Raw genomic sequence first — 14,131 nt, forward strand, 5'->3', positions numbered from 1 at the left:
GTCACCGTCGCGGTAATTCGTCATGATCAGGCCTCCGGGCCTGAGATTACCGGGGCGGTGGCCATGGCCCGGCCCACAGCGCTCCCTCACGTGGCGTGCAGGCCTGGTTGGGCCGATGACTAAAGTTATCGGGTGCCTTCCGACTCTTCAGCTGCCCGGACGCGGCTGCCGCGAGAGGTCGGGGTATTGCTCGGCGCGAACTTCCTGATCGCGCTCGGCTACGGCGTGGTGTCGCCGGTATTGCCGGTTTATGCCCGGCATTTCGGCGTGAGCATCTCCGCGACGACCTTCCTCATCACCGCGTTCGCGCTGATGCGATTGTGCTTCGCGCCGGTGAGCGGGCTGCTGGTCCAGCGGATCGGGGAGCGCCGGGTCTATGTGACCGGGCTGTTGATCGTCTCGGTGTCCACCACCGCGTGTGCGTTCGTCCAGACTTACTGGCAGCTCTTGTTTTTCCGAGCGCTCGGCGGCGTCGGGTCGACGATGTTCTTCATCGCCGCCGTGGGCCTGATGATCCGGGTCAGTCCGGCGGATGCTCGGGGGCGGGTGGCCGGGATGTTCGCGACGGCGTTTCTGCTGGGCACCGTCGGCGGGCCGGTACTGGGCAGTCTGACAGCGGGTTTCGGTCTGAGTGCGCCGTTTTTGTTCTACGGTTCGGTGCTGTTGGTAGCGGCCACCGGCGTGTTCGTCAGCCTGCGCAATTCGCATCTGGCCGAACCGGCCGGCTCGACGGGGCCGACGGTGTCGGTACGGGCGGCGCTGGGCCATCGTGCCTACCGGTCGGCGCTGCTGTCGAACTTCGCCACCGGCTGGTCGGTGTTCGGTCTGCGAGTGGCGTTGGTGCCGCTGTTCATCACCGAAGTCCTGGAGCGCGGGCCCGCGGTCGCCGGTCTGGCGCTGGCCACGATCGGCATCGGCAACGTGTGCGCGGTGCTGCCCAGCGGCCACATGTCCGACCGGATCGGCCGACGCGGCCCGCTGATCATCGGGCTCGCGGTGGCCGGGGTCGCCACGATCTTGCTCGGCGCGAGCGGGTCGCTGGCGGTGTTCCTGATCGCCGCGTACCTGGCCGGGTTGGCCTCGGGCATGTACGGGGCGCCGCAGCAGGCAGTCATCGCCGACCTGGTCGGCAACCAGGCCCGGGCCGGGACCGCGGTGGCCGCCTACCAGATGATGGCCGATTTCGGGTCGATCGTGGGATCACTGGCGGTCGGGCAGATCGCCCAACGGCTGTCGTTCGAGTGGGGCTTCGCGATCAGCGGCGGCGTGCTGCTGGTCGCGGCCGTCGCCTGGGTGCTGGCGCCGGAGACGCGCGCGCGGGCCCCGATCGGCGAGATCACCGGTGCGACGTGGCTAGGCTCGGTTGATGGTGACGCTGGACCGGCTGGTCAACGTAGTGGGGAGCTACGGGGTTCGCCTGCGGTTCTGTTCCGTCCCGCGGACGACGACGCTGAGCAGCGTCGTGATGCACGAGGTGACCGGTGAGCGCACCGCCGTCGGCGATGTCCTGCTGGCTGTCGGCGCCCGCTCGGTAAAGGAGGCGGTGCGCTGGGCGGTGGCCGTCAAGGCCGTCGCCGTACTGGTGCGCGACGCCGAGGACAAGACCGCGTTCGCCGGCGAGGGCGAGTCGCTGGCGGTGCTGGTGGTGGATCCCGCGGTGTCCTGGAGCGAGCTGGCCGCGGTGGTCTACGGGTTGGTGCTCGAAGGCCGGGAAACCGAATCGGGTCGCGGCCCCACCGATCTGTTCGCGGTGGCCGACAGCCTCGCCGATGCCGTCGGCGGGGCGGTCACCGTCGAGGATCAGCTGGGTCGCGTGCTGGCCTACTCGCGCGGTCAGCGGCACGCCGATCCGGCGCGTTCGGCGACGATTCTGAACCGGCAGGAAGCCGAGCCGCTGCGGGAGTTGTTCGAGAAGCGGGGCGTCCTGGCGCATCTGGAAGGCCACGATGAACCGCTGTTCGTCGCCGCCGCCCCCGAGCACGGACTGACCGGCCGGATGGTGGCGGCGGTGCGGGTCGGCCGAGAGCTGCTGGGGGCGGTGTGGGTGGCCTGCCCCGCCCCGTTGAACGGCACCCGGCTGACGGCACTGGCCGACGGCGCCCGCACGGTGGCGCTGCACGTGTTGCGGTCGCGGGCCAGTGCGGATCTGGAACGCCAGGTCGAATCCGACTGGGTGAACCGGTTGCTGGACGGCCGGACCGACGCGGCCGAGGCCGCCGCCCTGGTCGCCAGGCTGGGTCTGCCGCAGGCGCCGCTGCGGGTGGTCGCCGTGCACACCCGGATCGCCACCCAACCGCACGCGGGCCTGTTGCTGGCGTTCGAGGCCGTCACCACCGGTTTCGGCTGGTCGCGGCCGGGCCGCAGTGCGCTGGCGGCCAACACCGTGTACACGGTGCTGCCCGCGCAGGATGCGGCGCAGGCCCGGCAATGGGTGCACGGACTGCGCTCGGTCCTGCCGCAACAGGCCAGCGTGCTGGCAGGGATCAGCGCCGTGGCAGGCGTGGCCGAGCTGCCCACGGCCCGCCGGGAGGCCGAGGAGTGCCTGGCGCTGCACGAAGCCGGGCCGCACGACATCGCGCCGCCGGCCTACGACGAGGCCTGGGACGAGATCGTGTTGCGACGGCTCTACACCGCGGCACGGTCCGGCCGGATACCGGCCCGCGGCCCCGTCGCCGAACTGCGTAACCACGACGCGGTGCACGGCACGCCCTACGTGGCCACGCTGCGGGCCTGGCTCGACGCCCAGGGCGATCTGGCGCGAGCCGCCGAGCGGCTGAGCGTGCATGAGAACACCATGCGGTACCGGCTGCGCAAGATGGCCGAGGTGACTCCGCTGGGTCTCGACGATGCCCGCGCCCGGCTCGCGGCGATGATCGAGCTGGCAGCCGGTGACCTGTCGGCTTTCGACAAACCCTGACGTCGTCGTTGTGCGAACCGGTTAAACCGCAGGTCGGGTGAGCGCCGCATCATGGACTAATGGGTGCCGACAACCGGATCGACGGCGCGCCACGGTCGGTGATCGTGGTGGGCGCCGGCATTGTCGGGTTGTCGACCGCGTGGTTCCTGCAGGAGCGCGGTGTCGAGGTCACGGTCGTCGACCGTGTCGGCGTCGCGGCCGGTTCCTCGTGGGCCAATGCCGGCTGGATTTCCCCGGCGCTGGCCATACCGCTCAACGAGCCCGCCAATCTGCGCTTCGGGCTGCGGTCGCTGTTCAGCCGGGCCGCGCCGCTGCAGGTTCCGCTCAACGCCGGGCCGGCGCTCTGGTCGTTTCTGGCGCGTTTCGCCGCCAACAGCCGGCCGTCGGCGTGGCGCCGCGCGGTGCGGGCCAACGCGCCGCTGAGCGCCGAGTGCATCGAGGCCTACGACGTACTGGTGGCCAACGGCGTCGACGCCCCGGTCACCGATGCCCCGATCACCGCGATCTTCCGCACCTCCGCCGACGCCGAGCGTCTGCTCGATGAGCTGCGGCGATTTTCTGAAGCAGGCCGGCCGGTGTTCTGCACCGAACTGACCGGTGCGGCGCTGCGCGAGCGCGTGCCGCTGGCGTCCTCGGCCGTCGCCGCTGCGGTGCAGATCGACGGCCAGCGGTTCCTCGACCCCGGCCGGTTCGTCACCGCGCTGGGTCGCGCGGTGGTCGAGCGCGGTGCCGCGCTGCACACCATGGACGTGACCGATGTGGCGCCGACGGGAGACGGCGCGGTGGTGACGGGCCGCGACGGTACGACGCTGACGGCGGCGGCCGCGGTGATCGCCAGCGGCGCCTGGCTGTCGCAGCTGACAACGCGCTGGATTCGGGTCCCGGTGCGGGCCGGCCGCGGCTACTCCTTCACGGTGCCGGTCGACGGGCCGGTCACCGGTCCGATCTACCTGCCGGATGCCCGGGTGGCCTGCACTCCGTTGAACGCCAAGCTGCGGGTCGCCGGGACCATGGAGTTCGGCGATCCGGACGCCCCGATAGTCCCTGCCCGCGTCGAGGCCATCGTCGCGGCAACACGCCCGCTGCTCGACGGCGTGCGCTGGGCGGAGCGCACCGATGTCTGGGTGGGCCCGCGTCCGGTCAGCCCGGACGGGCGCCCCTTGGTGGGGGAGGTGAGCCCGCGTACCGTCTACGTGGCGGGTGGCCACGGTATGTGGGGCCTGACGCACGGCCCGGTGACGGGCCGGCTGCTGGCGGAGCAGATCACCACCGGCAAGCAGTCCGCGGTATTGCGTGAACTCGATCCGTTGCGCTGAGCCCGGTAGTACTCCAAGCTGATTCCGTTCGTAAAGGAGATCGTCGATGACCGATTCGCAAGGTGTCTGGATGACACAGGAGACCAAGGACCGGCTGTTGGCCGAGTTGGCCGAGTTGTCCGAGCCACACATCGGTTCGGGCACCGCCGACATCAGCGAGCAACAGTCGCGCCAGGCGCGGATCCACCAGATCCACGACCTGTTGGCGGTCGCGGTCGTCGGCGAGGATCCGCCGGACGACGGGGTGGCCGAGCCGGGCATGGTGCTCACGGTCCGCTACGACGACGGCGACACCGAGACCTTCCTGCTGGGGGTTCGTGACGACGACCAGAGTGGGCTGGAGGTCTATTCCCCGCAGTCACCGCTCGGTAAGGCCATCACCGGCGCACGGCGCGGTGAGGAGCGCAGCTACCAGGTGCCCAGCGGTGCCAGCGTGACGGTCACCCTGCTCGACGCGGTGCCCTTCGGGCTGCATAAGACGCAGCACCCGGCCTGACCGGGTGGGTGATCGGCCAGGTGTTTTGAGCCTGGGCATGGCGGTGGTGTAGCTTCGATGAGCACGACATCGCGGGGCTATGGCGCAGCTGGTAGCGCACCACACTGGCAGTGTGGGGGTCAGGGGTTCGAGTCCCCTTAGCTCCACTCATTTGTTGAGTATTCTCTCCCGTCCGCGGTGACCGCACCAAAATGCGAAGCAGTTATCTGGGCCGACACCCAGCCAATGCGGCCGATCCGCATCGGTACGGTAACGGATTAAATTGGGCGGCCGGGCAACTTACACCGTTGTGATACGGTTCGTTTGCAGTCATCAGATTGCGTGTCCGGGGGGCTGGATACTAACAATCGGAGTTCACGTTGAAGAGCCTCGGGAGACCCGGTATCGCGTTATTCGCCGGTATTGGCTTGTGTGCAAGTGCACTTATCTTCAGTGCCAGTGCGGCGGCTGCGCCATCGTCAGTGGCGCCGTTGCCGGTGGGTGGTCCGGTGTGTGCGGGCGGCGTGGTCGCTCTCACCTCCGGCGAGGCGGCGCCGGTTGCCGGTGCGGCCGATGCGGCGGTGCTGGCCGGCGCGGGGGTGCCCTGTGGTCCTGCTGCGGCTGACCTGACGACTCTCGCGGGGCCCGTGCCGATGGGGCTTCCCGGTCCGGTGCCTCCGGTGCCGATCGCCCCGATCCCGGTGCTGCCGGGAGCGCCCCCGCCGGTGCCCTTCGTCGCACCGGGGCCGGCCGGCGCCGCCGCGGCGAGCCCTATCGCGGCCGCGGCGACCGAAGCTATCGGTGCCCCCATCGGACTGGCCGGCGGCACTAAATAGACGCATTTCGGTAAAGGGGCCTGCGACCGCCTGGTCGTAGGCCCCTTTCTGCCTACAAATATCGCGAATACCACCCGCGGAATATTTTGTCGAATTGTTATTACGAAGCGACTCATCTGTTACAGAATTATGTTGACCGTAGCTGAATAAAGAGTGTCTTTCAAATGGCCACAAGCCGTCGCGGAGTGCCCGCGCAGTAACCCGCGATGTCATCAACAATATCGCGGTAGAACAGGTCCATGCATTTCTCTGTGACATAACCCAGGTGCGGGGTGAGCACGGTGTTCTCCAGCGTCGTCAGGGGGTGTCCGGCCGGTAGCGGCTCCTGGGCGTAGACGTCGAGCCCTGCACCGCGAATCCGGTTCCCGCGTAGTGCCTCGATCAACGCCGCCTCGTCGATCAGCCCGCCGCGTGAGGTGTTGACCAGGATCGCGCTGGATTTCATCGCGGCGAGCTCGTCGCGGCCGATGACACCGCGGGTGGTCGCGGAGAGCACCAGGTGAATCGACACGACGTCGGCGGTCTCGAACAGGCTGCGCCGATCGAGCAGTTCGGCCTGCGCTTCGGCGGCGCGCTCCGCGGTCAGGTTCGGACTCCAGGCCACCACCCGCATACCGAAAGCGTGGCCCACCGCGGCGACCAGCCGGCCGATGCGGCCCAGCCCGACAAGTCCCAGCGTCGCCCCCGCGAGATCGGCGCCGACGGTCTGTTGCCAGTGGCCGGCACGCAGTGCCCGATCTTCCACGACCAGGTGGCGCTGCAGGGCGTGGATCAGCGCCCAGGTGAGTTCGACCGTCGGGGTGATGATGCCGCCGGTGCCACACACGGTGATCCCCAGCCGGTGGGCTGCCACGGTGTCGATAGCGGCGTTGAACGGCCCGGTGGTGACCAGCAGCCTCAGTGACGGCAGTCGGGCCAGCAGGTCGGCGCCGATGACGGTGCGCTCGCGCATCGCCACCACCACCTCGCGGTCGGCCAGCCGCGCGACGAGTTCGTCGCCGGGGGCGATGTGTTCGCGCAGTGCCAGCAGGTCGACGGGTCGCGGGATGGCCGACCAGTCCACGGTTTCGGCGATGCCCTGGTAGTCGTCGAGCACCGCGATTCGCAGCGGGGACGTGGTGGCGGCCATCAGAACGCGTCCGGGTCGCGCTGGACCGCTTCGGGAACCGGATGCTGATACAACCGAGAGGCGTTCTCCCAGGTCAACTTCCGGATCACGTCCGGGGCAAGATCGCCGATCTGCTCGTGGATGACCCGCTGGGTGTGCGGCCACGTCGAGTCGCAGTGCGGGTAGTCGGCTTCGAGCATGATGTGGTCGGTGCCGATGCGCTCATGCTGGCAGAACGACGACTGGTCTTCGACGGCACAGAACCAGAAGTTGCGCTGAAGCACTTCGGCGGGCGTCAGGGTCTCGCCGAGCGTCTTCCAGGTTCCGTACATCTCGTGATAGCTCAGCATGTGGTCGAGCCGGTCCAGCAGTCCGGCAACCCAGCCGATCCCGCCCTCGGACAGACAGATCTTCAGCTCGGGGAACCGGCTGGGCAGCCCGGAGTAGAGCCAATCGACCGCGGCGGAGATGGCGTAGGCGAAGAACAGCACGCCGGCGACATCGGGCGGTGCGTCGTCGGTGGTGGACGGCGCCGATCCGGACGATCCGATGTGCAGGTTGACCACGGTGCCGGTCTCGGCGCACGCGGCGATCATCGGATCCCAATGTCCGGAGTGGATGGTCGGCAACCCCAGCATGGCCGGGTTCTCGCTGAAAGTGACCGCGCGAAAACCTCTTCCGGCGTTCTCGTAGATCATGGCCGCCCCGAGCTCCGGGTCCAGCAGCCAGGGCAACTGGCAACCGATGATCCGGTCGGGGTACGAGCCGGCCCACACCTCGTGGTGCCAGTCGTTCCATGCCCGCACCGAGGCCAGCGCCAGCTCACCGTCATCGGTGGTCAGTTGTAGCCGCTGCCCGGCGAAACCGGGCAGGAATGACGGGAAGTTCAGTGAGGCGTAGACGCCGTTGAGGTCCATGTCCTTGACGCGTTCGTGGATGTCCCACGCGCCGCGGCGCATCTCGTCGAATCGGGCGGGCTCGAAACCGTACTCCGACACCGGCCGGCCGACGACGGCGTTGAATCCCACGTTGGGTAGTGACTGGCCGTCGTAGATCCAGGTCTGGCCGCCGTTCTCGGTCTCAACCACCTTGGGCGCCCGGTCGGCCAGTTTGCGCGGGACGCGGCCTTCGAAGGTGTCGGGCGGTTCGACGATGTGATCGTCGACCGAGATCACCGTGTAACGCCGTTGTGCGCGTGGCGGTTCCGGGAGGAAGGTCACGATGCGCTCGGCGCCGGCCTTGGCGGTGGTGAAGTTCGGGTCGGAGCTCAGTTCATCGATCGATTTCACTGACGGCCCTCTCGATTCCTTCTCAGTCCAGCACGTGTCAGTCCAGCACCTGGCGGTCGGCCTTGATGGTCATGCGCGCCGCTCCGGCCCAGTACACATCGGCGGCGCGCTCGATCAGCGATGCCCGCATGCCGGCCATGTCCGAACGCCTCATCGGTGAGGGCGTTCGGCCGGTCAGCATGACGTGGTAGGCCAGCTTGCAGACCCGTTCGATGGTCGCGGACCGATAGACCGCCTCGGCCAGGGTGCGTCCGGTGGCTACCACCCCGTGCGAAGCCAGGATCGCCAGATTCGCGCCGCCGATGCGCTCGACCAGCTCCGCAGCCCGGGCGGCGGAGTCGATTTCGCCGTCGTAGCTGTCGACGAAGCACAGGTCGTCGAGGAACAGCGACCCGGTCTGGTGGACGAGTTCGGGCGATGTCTGCAGCGAAGCCAGCAGGCTGACGTAGTACGGGTGGTTGTGGATCACCACGCGGGCGTCGGGACGGGCTCGGTGCAGTTCGGTGTGGATATGGATTGCCGGGGTGACATCCCAGCGGCCCGCGACGACACGAGCGTCCTCGTCCACGGTGCAGATATCGGACGCGGTCAGTTCGGCCCACCACAGGCCCCACGGGTTGACCAGCATCTCGGTCCGGCCGTCGGGCTGCCAGGTGATGTGGCCGGCCATGTTCTCCGCGAAGCCGATCTCGGCGAGGTGCCGGAACGCCACGGCCAGCGCCTGGGCATCGGTCAGCTCGACACCGATCGGCGGGACCACCGAGGGCGACCAGATCGCAGCGCCGCCGGGCCGGTGCTGCACGTCGACGGACTCCGTCATGAACAAATCATATGGAAATAAGGGCGGGGGTCAATGTGGCCGGCGGGCGGGTCAGGCGTCGTCGTCACGGATCGGGGACAGCCCGCGCGGACGGATCATGGCGGGATCGACCACACCCGACCGGCCCGGGTAGTGCTGGACATGCATCAGGTGCGCCGCGGCCAGGTCGCGGGCCCGCTGGGCATCGCCGACGTCGATCGCGTCGATCACCTGCCGATGGTCCTCCAGGACCGCGCGCCGTTCGGGCACCGGCACCGTCGAGTGATCGGTGACTTGGCTCGACCAGCTTTGCTCGTGGGCCGACCACAAGGTTTCGAGTGCACCCGCCATCACGAGCATGGTGGTGTTGCCGCAGTGCGTGACGAGCGCCTCGTGGTAGCGGCGACTGGCCGAGGTTGCCTGCGGCAAGTCGTCGACCGCGGCTACCGATTCCTCGTGCAATCGCCGCAGAATGGGCACCACCGTACTCTTGCGGTCCGGCCGCCCCGCGCACAGCGCGGCGCAGGCCGGTTCAACCTGTAGTAGTGCGGTCGCGACGTCGGCGAGGCTGACCTGCCGCGAGCCCAGCACCAGGCCCATGGTGTAGGCGACGTTTGCTGGCGTGGGGCGATGGATGACCGCGCCACCGCGTTTGCCGCGGCGCACGGTCAGCAGCCCCTCGGCCTCCAGGATGCGCATGGCCTCACGCAGCGACGGCTTGCTGATGGCGAATTCGACCAGGAGTTCGTCCTCTTTGGGGAGCACGCTGTCATCGGTGAGCTCCCCGGCGAGAATGCGTCGGCGGAGCTCCTCGGCGACCTGTTCGGCGAGCCGGCGAAAACGGACGGTAGGTGCTGCCACGGATCGAGTGTGCCAGACCGATCCGCATTCACCCGGTTCGACGAATCAGTGAATTCCAAATGATTTGTGGCATACGATCCCCCTGCGAGAAGGGGACCACGGGCGTGCAGCACTGGACTGTCGGCGACGTTGACATCCATGCGGTCCTGCAGGCGATCATCCCGATCCCGGCATCGCGACTGTTCGCAGCGGCACCCGAACGCTTCGCGGACGACTCGCTGACGGACTATTGCGACGCCTCGGGCAACATCCTGATGGCGATCCAGTCCTTCCTGATCGTGTCCGGGCAGGACCGCGTTCTCGTCGACACCTGCTTCGGTGACAGCTTCCTGCGGTCCCGGCAGATACCGGACCGCTTTGCCGAGTCCCTGGCCGCCACCGGATTTCGCCCCGACGACATCACCGCGGTGGTATGCACCCACCTGCACCGCGACCACGCCGGGGGCAACACGGTGCAGCGGGCAGGGCAGTGGGTGCCCGCGTTCGCAGGTGCCGACTACCTGGTGACCGCGGCCGAGCACGAGCACTGGTGTGACTTCACCGGGGAGGACCGGGTGGCACCGGAATGCGTTGCGCCGCTGCAACAATACGGCAGACTGCGGCTGATCGAGCCGGATCACCGGGTGACCGGCGACATCCGGCTGGTGCCGACCGCCGGACACACCCCGGGGCACGTGTCGGTGCGCATTGAGTCCGGCGGTTCAGCGAGGCTCGACGGAGGAGAGGTGAAGCTGGGACCGCCGCATGAGCGGGCCGGCGCTGTCGCCTACATCAGCGGCGACGTCATACATCACCCGGCGCAGATCGGCGATCCCGGAATCTGCGCGTTGCCCGACGCCGACCCGACCGCGGCTCGCGCCAGCCGACTCCAACTGCTGCGCCGTGTCGCCGACGAGCGGGCGCTGCTGCTCGGATCGCATTTCGCCGCCCCGTCCGGCGGCTACGTCAACAGCGCCGATGACCGACTGGCGTGGCAACCGCTGGTAGAGCGAGAGGGAGCACGATGACCGAGACACCGCACCTGCTGCCGGAGGGGTTCGACTTCACCGACCCCGCACTCATCGGGGAGCGGATCCCGCACGAGGAGTTCGCACTGCTGCGCAAAACCGAGCCGATCTGGTGGAACGCCCAGCCGTTCGGCGTCTCCGGCTACCCCGACGAGGGCTACTGGGTGGTGACCAAACACGCCGACGTACGGGCCGTGTCGCTGCAGGACGACGTGTTCTCCTCACACGAGAACACCTCGCTGATCCGGACGAACACCACCAGCAACCAAGACCTCCACGAGGCCAGCCGCGACAACATCATGCTGTTCCTCGACGGACCCAAGCACGCCAAGCTGCGCCGGATCGTCTCACGCGGATTCACCCCCCGTGTCGTTGCCGGCATGCGGGACTCACTCGACCGCCAGGCCCGCGAGATCGTCGCGGCCGCCGCCGAACACGACACCGGCGACTTCGTCACCGAGGTCGCCTCCCGCCTGCCGCTGGCGACCATCTGCGAGCTGATCGGTGTGCCGGCAGCTGAGCGCCAGCAGGTCTTCGACTGGAGCAATCGATTGGTGGGCGGCGGCAACGGCGATCCGCAGGCCGCCGCCGACGGGATGCAGGCCTCCGCTGAGCTGTTGGGCTACGCCTATCAGATGGCCGAAGACCGCAAGGCCCGCCCGCGCGACGACATCGCAACGGCCCTGGTCACCGCGACGATCGATGGAGAAGCGCTGACCGCGCTGGAGTTCGGCTACTACGTGATGATGCTGATGGTCGCCGGCAACGAGACCACCCGCAACGCCACCTCGCAGGGGATGGTGGCCTTCTTCGACCACCCCGACCAATGGCGGTTGTTCGTGGCAGAACGCCCGGCGACCATGGTCGACGAGGTGGTCCGGTGGGCCACGCCGGTGATCTCGTTTCAGCGCACCGCGTTGCGCGACGTCGAACTCGGTGGGGTGCACATCGCCAAGGGGCAGCGGGTCGGGATGTTCTACGGTTCGGCCAACTACGACGAAGAGGTGTTCGACGAGCCGTTCACTTTCGATATCCGGCGAAGCCCCAACCCGCATCTGGGATTCGGGGCGCCCGGCGCGCACTACTGCATCGGGGCGAATCTCGCCCGTATGCAGATCAACCTGATCTTCGGGGCGCTGGCGGACATCATGCCCGATATTCGCCGGCTGGACCGCGCCTCGCGATCCGTGCTGCCCTGGATCAACGGGATCGACGCGATGCCGGTGGAATTCGGTGGCGCTGCGATGTCTACGGGGTCGCGCTGACGCGCGGCGTCACTCCTTGATGATCACCGGGTCACCGATATTGACCCGGTCGAAGTACCATTCTGCGTCCGTCGGGCTCAGACCGATACAGCCGTGGCTGACGTTCTCCAGGCCCAGGGAGTGAAGCGCCCACGGCGCCGAGTGGACGTAGAGGCCCCGCCGGCTGATACGCACGGCCTGTTCGACGTCGAAGCGGTAACCTTCGGGGTCGTCGACCGGGATCCCGACGCTGCTGGAGTCCATCAGGACCTTCTTCTCCTTGGCCAGAACGGTGTAATGGCCTGTCGGCGTGGGGAATGCGGACTTGCCCATGGTGGCGGGCATCACCCCGTTCTCGCCCCAGTGCGGGCGGTGGTGCGGTGCCGGCAGCGGGTCGGCTTCTACGTCGTCGACGCTCACGGTGAAGGTGTGCGCCGCTACGCTGGCGACCCCGACCACCTTCGCTCCGGTGCTGAAGTCGGCGGAGAGCTTGCCCACCGACAGCGCCACGGTGCTGTGCGACGGCCAGTAACGGTCGGGGACCCAGTGGACTTCGGTGTCGTCGAACCACTCATAGGTGCCGGTCATGGGCGGGTCCGTCCGCACCGGGATGGCGCGTTCGGCGGCCCGGCGGTCGAGCACCGGCGCGGCGAATCTCACCACCACGGGGTGCGCCACGCCGACGACGGCACCCGACGTCGGTTGGATCGACGCGATGCCCGAGGGTTGGCTGGCGGCAGCCGAACTCGTCCCCGGTGGCATCACCACCGTTGTCAGAGCCACTCCCACCACCACGACTGCAGTGCGTACCGATGTCCACATCTCCGGCGTACCTTCCCGACCAAAACTACCGGTGTTTACGAGGTTGATCGTAGGTAGACCGCACCCCCGATCCCGGTCGCACATGCGCACGAACGGGTCAAGGCTTCATCAAGTTTTGGCCACGGCCGGGTGCGGGCGCGCGAGCCTAGCCGGCGAAACCGGGCAGCAGTTCCAGCGCGAGCGCCCGAACCGGTACGTGTGCGTCCAACTGGGCCAGGATGCCGGCCGTCGTACCGATGACCCGCCCCAGCATCGCCAGGTTGGGCGGCAGGTCCAGTTGGCGGGCGGTCTTGATCTGGTGAATCGACTGGTCCAGTTGCGCGGCGGCCAGCGTCTGCAGCCAGTCGCGGCTGAAGTGGAAGACCTCGGGCGCCATCGGCTCGACGTAGCGGCGCAGCATGTCGTCGACGTCCTCGATCGAGATCTGTTCGCCGGGCTGGATGAAGCCGGCCTTCTCCAACGTGGGCAGCAGCAGATCGTAGTTGGCCTGGCCGGCGAACCGCAGCGCCATGCCCAGCTCCACCGGGAGGCCGTCGGGCAGCGGCGCCACCGCGCCGAAGTCGATGACGCCCATCCGGCCGTCGGCCAGCAGCATGAAATTACCGGGGTGGGCGTCACCGTGCAGCATGCCGACCCGGGCCGGCGCGTCGCCGATCAACTCGACCAGCCGGGTGCCCAGCAGGTCGCGCTGCGCGGCGGTGCCGTCGGCGATGATCTGCGACATCGCGATGCCGTCGAGCCACTCCTGGATCACCACCTTGGGGGCGCTGGCCACCACGTGCGGCACCGCGAAATGCGGGTGCCCGGTGTAGGCCTTGGCGAATGCGCGCTGGTTGTCGGCCTCGCGCCGGTAGTCCAGTTCCATATCGGCGCGCTCGATGAGCTCGTCCACGATGCCCTGCACATCGGCCCCGGGCGCCAGCGGCTTGAGCACCCCGGTCAGCCGCCGCAGCGTCTTCAGGTCGGCGCGCAGCGCCTCGTCGGCGCCGGGATACTGGATCTTGACGGCCACCGGGCGGCCGTCGGCCCACACCGCCTGGTGCACCTGGCCGATGCTGGCCGCAGCGACCGGATCGTCGTCAAAGGAGCTGAACCGCTCCCGCCACCGCGTGCCCAGCTGGGCGTCGAGCACCCGGTGCACCCTGGCCGCAGGCAGCGGCGGGGCGTCCTTCTGCAACTTGGTCAGTGCCTCGCGGTAGGGCTCGCCGAACTCCGCGGGCACCGCCGCCTCCAGGACCGAGAGCACCTGGCCGACCTTCATGGCGCCACCCTTGAGCTCGCCGAGGACGGTGAACATCTGCTCGGCCGCCTGCTCCATGAGCTCGGCGGTCACCTCGTCCTTGGACCTGCCGGCCAGCCGTTTGCCCAACCCGAGCGCGGCCCGGCCGGCGAAGCTCAGCGGCAGGCCCACCAGCTTGGCATTGCGCGCCGCCCCCCTGCGGGTGATGTCAGCCACC

13 protein-coding genes and 1 tRNA gene are annotated in these 14,131 nt (G+C 68.5%); 8 read left to right on the forward strand and 6 right to left on the reverse strand.

Going from position 1 to position 14,131, the window contains the following annotated elements:
• Nucleotides 1–132: 132 nt before the first annotated feature.
• From G6N19_RS16080 to G6N19_RS16105, 6 genes are all read left to right on the forward strand, one after another.
• Nucleotides 133–1,485, forward strand: coding sequence for an MFS transporter (locus tag G6N19_RS16080; protein ID WP_133054393.1), 1,353 nt, complete (start codon nt 133–135; stop codon nt 1,483–1,485).
• Nucleotides 1,367–2,917, forward strand: coding sequence for a PucR family transcriptional regulator (locus G6N19_RS16085; protein ID WP_041318366.1), 1,551 nt, complete (start codon nt 1,367–1,369; stop codon nt 2,915–2,917). The genes G6N19_RS16080 and G6N19_RS16085 overlap by 119 nt, the downstream gene beginning before the upstream one ends.
• 59 nt (nt 2,918–2,976) lie before the next feature.
• Nucleotides 2,977–4,233 (forward strand): NAD(P)/FAD-dependent oxidoreductase, encoded by a 1,257-nt coding sequence (locus tag G6N19_RS16090; protein WP_083035741.1) that lies wholly within the window; start codon nt 2,977–2,979, stop codon nt 4,231–4,233.
• Between the two features lie 46 nt (nt 4,234–4,279).
• Nucleotides 4,280–4,729, forward strand: a complete 450-nt coding sequence (locus G6N19_RS16095) for a GreA/GreB family elongation factor (protein ID WP_013829739.1) — start codon at nt 4,280–4,282, stop codon at nt 4,727–4,729.
• A 73-nt stretch (nt 4,730–4,802) separates the two neighbouring features.
• Nucleotides 4,803–4,875, forward strand: a tRNA-Ala gene (locus G6N19_RS16100).
• A gap of 315 nt (nt 4,876–5,190) precedes the next feature.
• Nucleotides 5,191–5,544 carry a hypothetical protein gene (locus tag G6N19_RS16105; protein WP_049792902.1) on the forward strand — a complete coding sequence of 118 codons (354 nt, stop codon included), beginning with the start codon at nt 5,191–5,193 and terminating at the stop codon, nt 5,542–5,544.
• A 160-nt stretch (nt 5,545–5,704) separates the two neighbouring features.
• Here G6N19_RS16105 and G6N19_RS16110 read toward each other — a convergent pair whose 3' ends face one another.
• The 4 genes from G6N19_RS16110 to G6N19_RS16125 are packed head-to-tail and all read right to left on the reverse strand — an operon-like array spanning nt 5,705 to nt 9,601.
• Nucleotides 5,705–6,673 carry a D-2-hydroxyacid dehydrogenase family protein gene (locus tag G6N19_RS16110; protein WP_013829737.1) on the reverse strand — a complete coding sequence of 323 codons (969 nt, stop codon included), beginning with the start codon at nt 6,671–6,673 and terminating at the stop codon, nt 5,705–5,707.
• Complete coding sequence (locus G6N19_RS16115) at nt 6,673–7,941, reverse strand: amidohydrolase family protein (RefSeq protein ID WP_013829736.1); 1,269 nt, start codon at nt 7,939–7,941, stop codon at nt 6,673–6,675. Before G6N19_RS16115 ends, G6N19_RS16110 begins: the two co-directional genes overlap by 1 nt.
• A 37-nt stretch (nt 7,942–7,978) precedes the next feature.
• The gene (locus G6N19_RS16120; protein ID WP_013829735.1) at nt 7,979–8,761 is read right to left on the reverse strand and encodes a class II aldolase/adducin family protein; all 783 of its coding nucleotides are present in this window, start codon (nt 8,759–8,761) and stop codon (nt 7,979–7,981) included.
• 51 nt (nt 8,762–8,812) lie between these two features.
• On the reverse strand, nt 8,813–9,601 hold the full coding sequence (locus tag G6N19_RS16125; protein ID WP_193465298.1) for a FadR/GntR family transcriptional regulator: 789 nt from the start codon (nt 9,599–9,601) through the stop codon (nt 8,813–8,815).
• Between the two features lie 104 nt (nt 9,602–9,705).
• Between G6N19_RS16125 and G6N19_RS16130 the strand changes: the two genes are divergently transcribed.
• Nucleotides 9,706–10,608, forward strand: a complete 903-nt coding sequence (locus G6N19_RS16130; protein ID WP_193465299.1) for an MBL fold metallo-hydrolase — start codon at nt 9,706–9,708, stop codon at nt 10,606–10,608.
• Nucleotides 10,605–11,873, forward strand: coding sequence for a cytochrome P450 (locus G6N19_RS16135; protein WP_193465300.1), 1,269 nt, complete (start codon nt 10,605–10,607; stop codon nt 11,871–11,873). Before G6N19_RS16130 ends, G6N19_RS16135 begins: the two co-directional genes overlap by 4 nt.
• A 9-nt stretch (nt 11,874–11,882) precedes the next feature.
• Here G6N19_RS16135 and G6N19_RS16140 read toward each other — a convergent pair whose 3' ends face one another.
• Together G6N19_RS16140 and G6N19_RS16145 are read right to left on the reverse strand one after the other, a co-directional pair.
• On the reverse strand, nt 11,883–12,674 hold the full coding sequence (locus G6N19_RS16140; protein ID WP_041318360.1) for a L,D-transpeptidase: 792 nt from the start codon (nt 12,672–12,674) through the stop codon (nt 11,883–11,885).
• Nucleotides 12,675–12,819: 145 nt separating this feature from the next.
• The gene (locus tag G6N19_RS16145) at nt 12,820–14,130 is read right to left on the reverse strand and encodes a macrolide-binding ATPase MABP-1 (RefSeq protein WP_013829730.1); all 1,311 of its coding nucleotides are present in this window, start codon (nt 14,128–14,130) and stop codon (nt 12,820–12,822) included.
• Nucleotide 14,131: the final 1 nt, after the last annotated feature.

The organism is Mycobacterium novum (genome assembly GCF_010726505.1).
GTDB lineage: Bacteria > Actinomycetota > Actinomycetes > Mycobacteriales > Mycobacteriaceae > Mycobacterium > Mycobacterium algericum.

Bases quoted from the DNA above. Each gene is read 5' to 3' on its own strand.
- G6N19_RS16085 (WP_041318366.1), top strand. From the start codon at position 1,367: ATGGTGACGCTGGACCGGCTGGTCAACGTAGTGGGGAGCTACGGGGTT.
- G6N19_RS16090 (WP_083035741.1), top strand. From the start codon at position 2,977: ATGGGTGCCGACAACCGGATCGACGGCGCGCCACGGTCGGTGATCGTG.
- G6N19_RS16095 (WP_013829739.1), top strand. From the start codon at position 4,280: ATGACCGATTCGCAAGGTGTCTGGATGACACAGGAGACCAAGGACCGG.
- G6N19_RS16110 (WP_013829737.1), bottom strand. From the start codon at position 6,673: ATGGCCGCCACCACGTCCCCGCTGCGAATCGCGGTGCTCGACGACTAC.
- G6N19_RS16120 (WP_013829735.1), bottom strand. From the start codon at position 8,761: ATGACGGAGTCCGTCGACGTGCAGCACCGGCCCGGCGGCGCTGCGATC.
- G6N19_RS16135 (WP_193465300.1), top strand. From the start codon at position 10,605: ATGACCGAGACACCGCACCTGCTGCCGGAGGGGTTCGACTTCACCGAC.
- G6N19_RS16140 (WP_041318360.1), bottom strand. From the start codon at position 12,674: ATGTGGACATCGGTACGCACTGCAGTCGTGGTGGTGGGAGTGGCTCTG.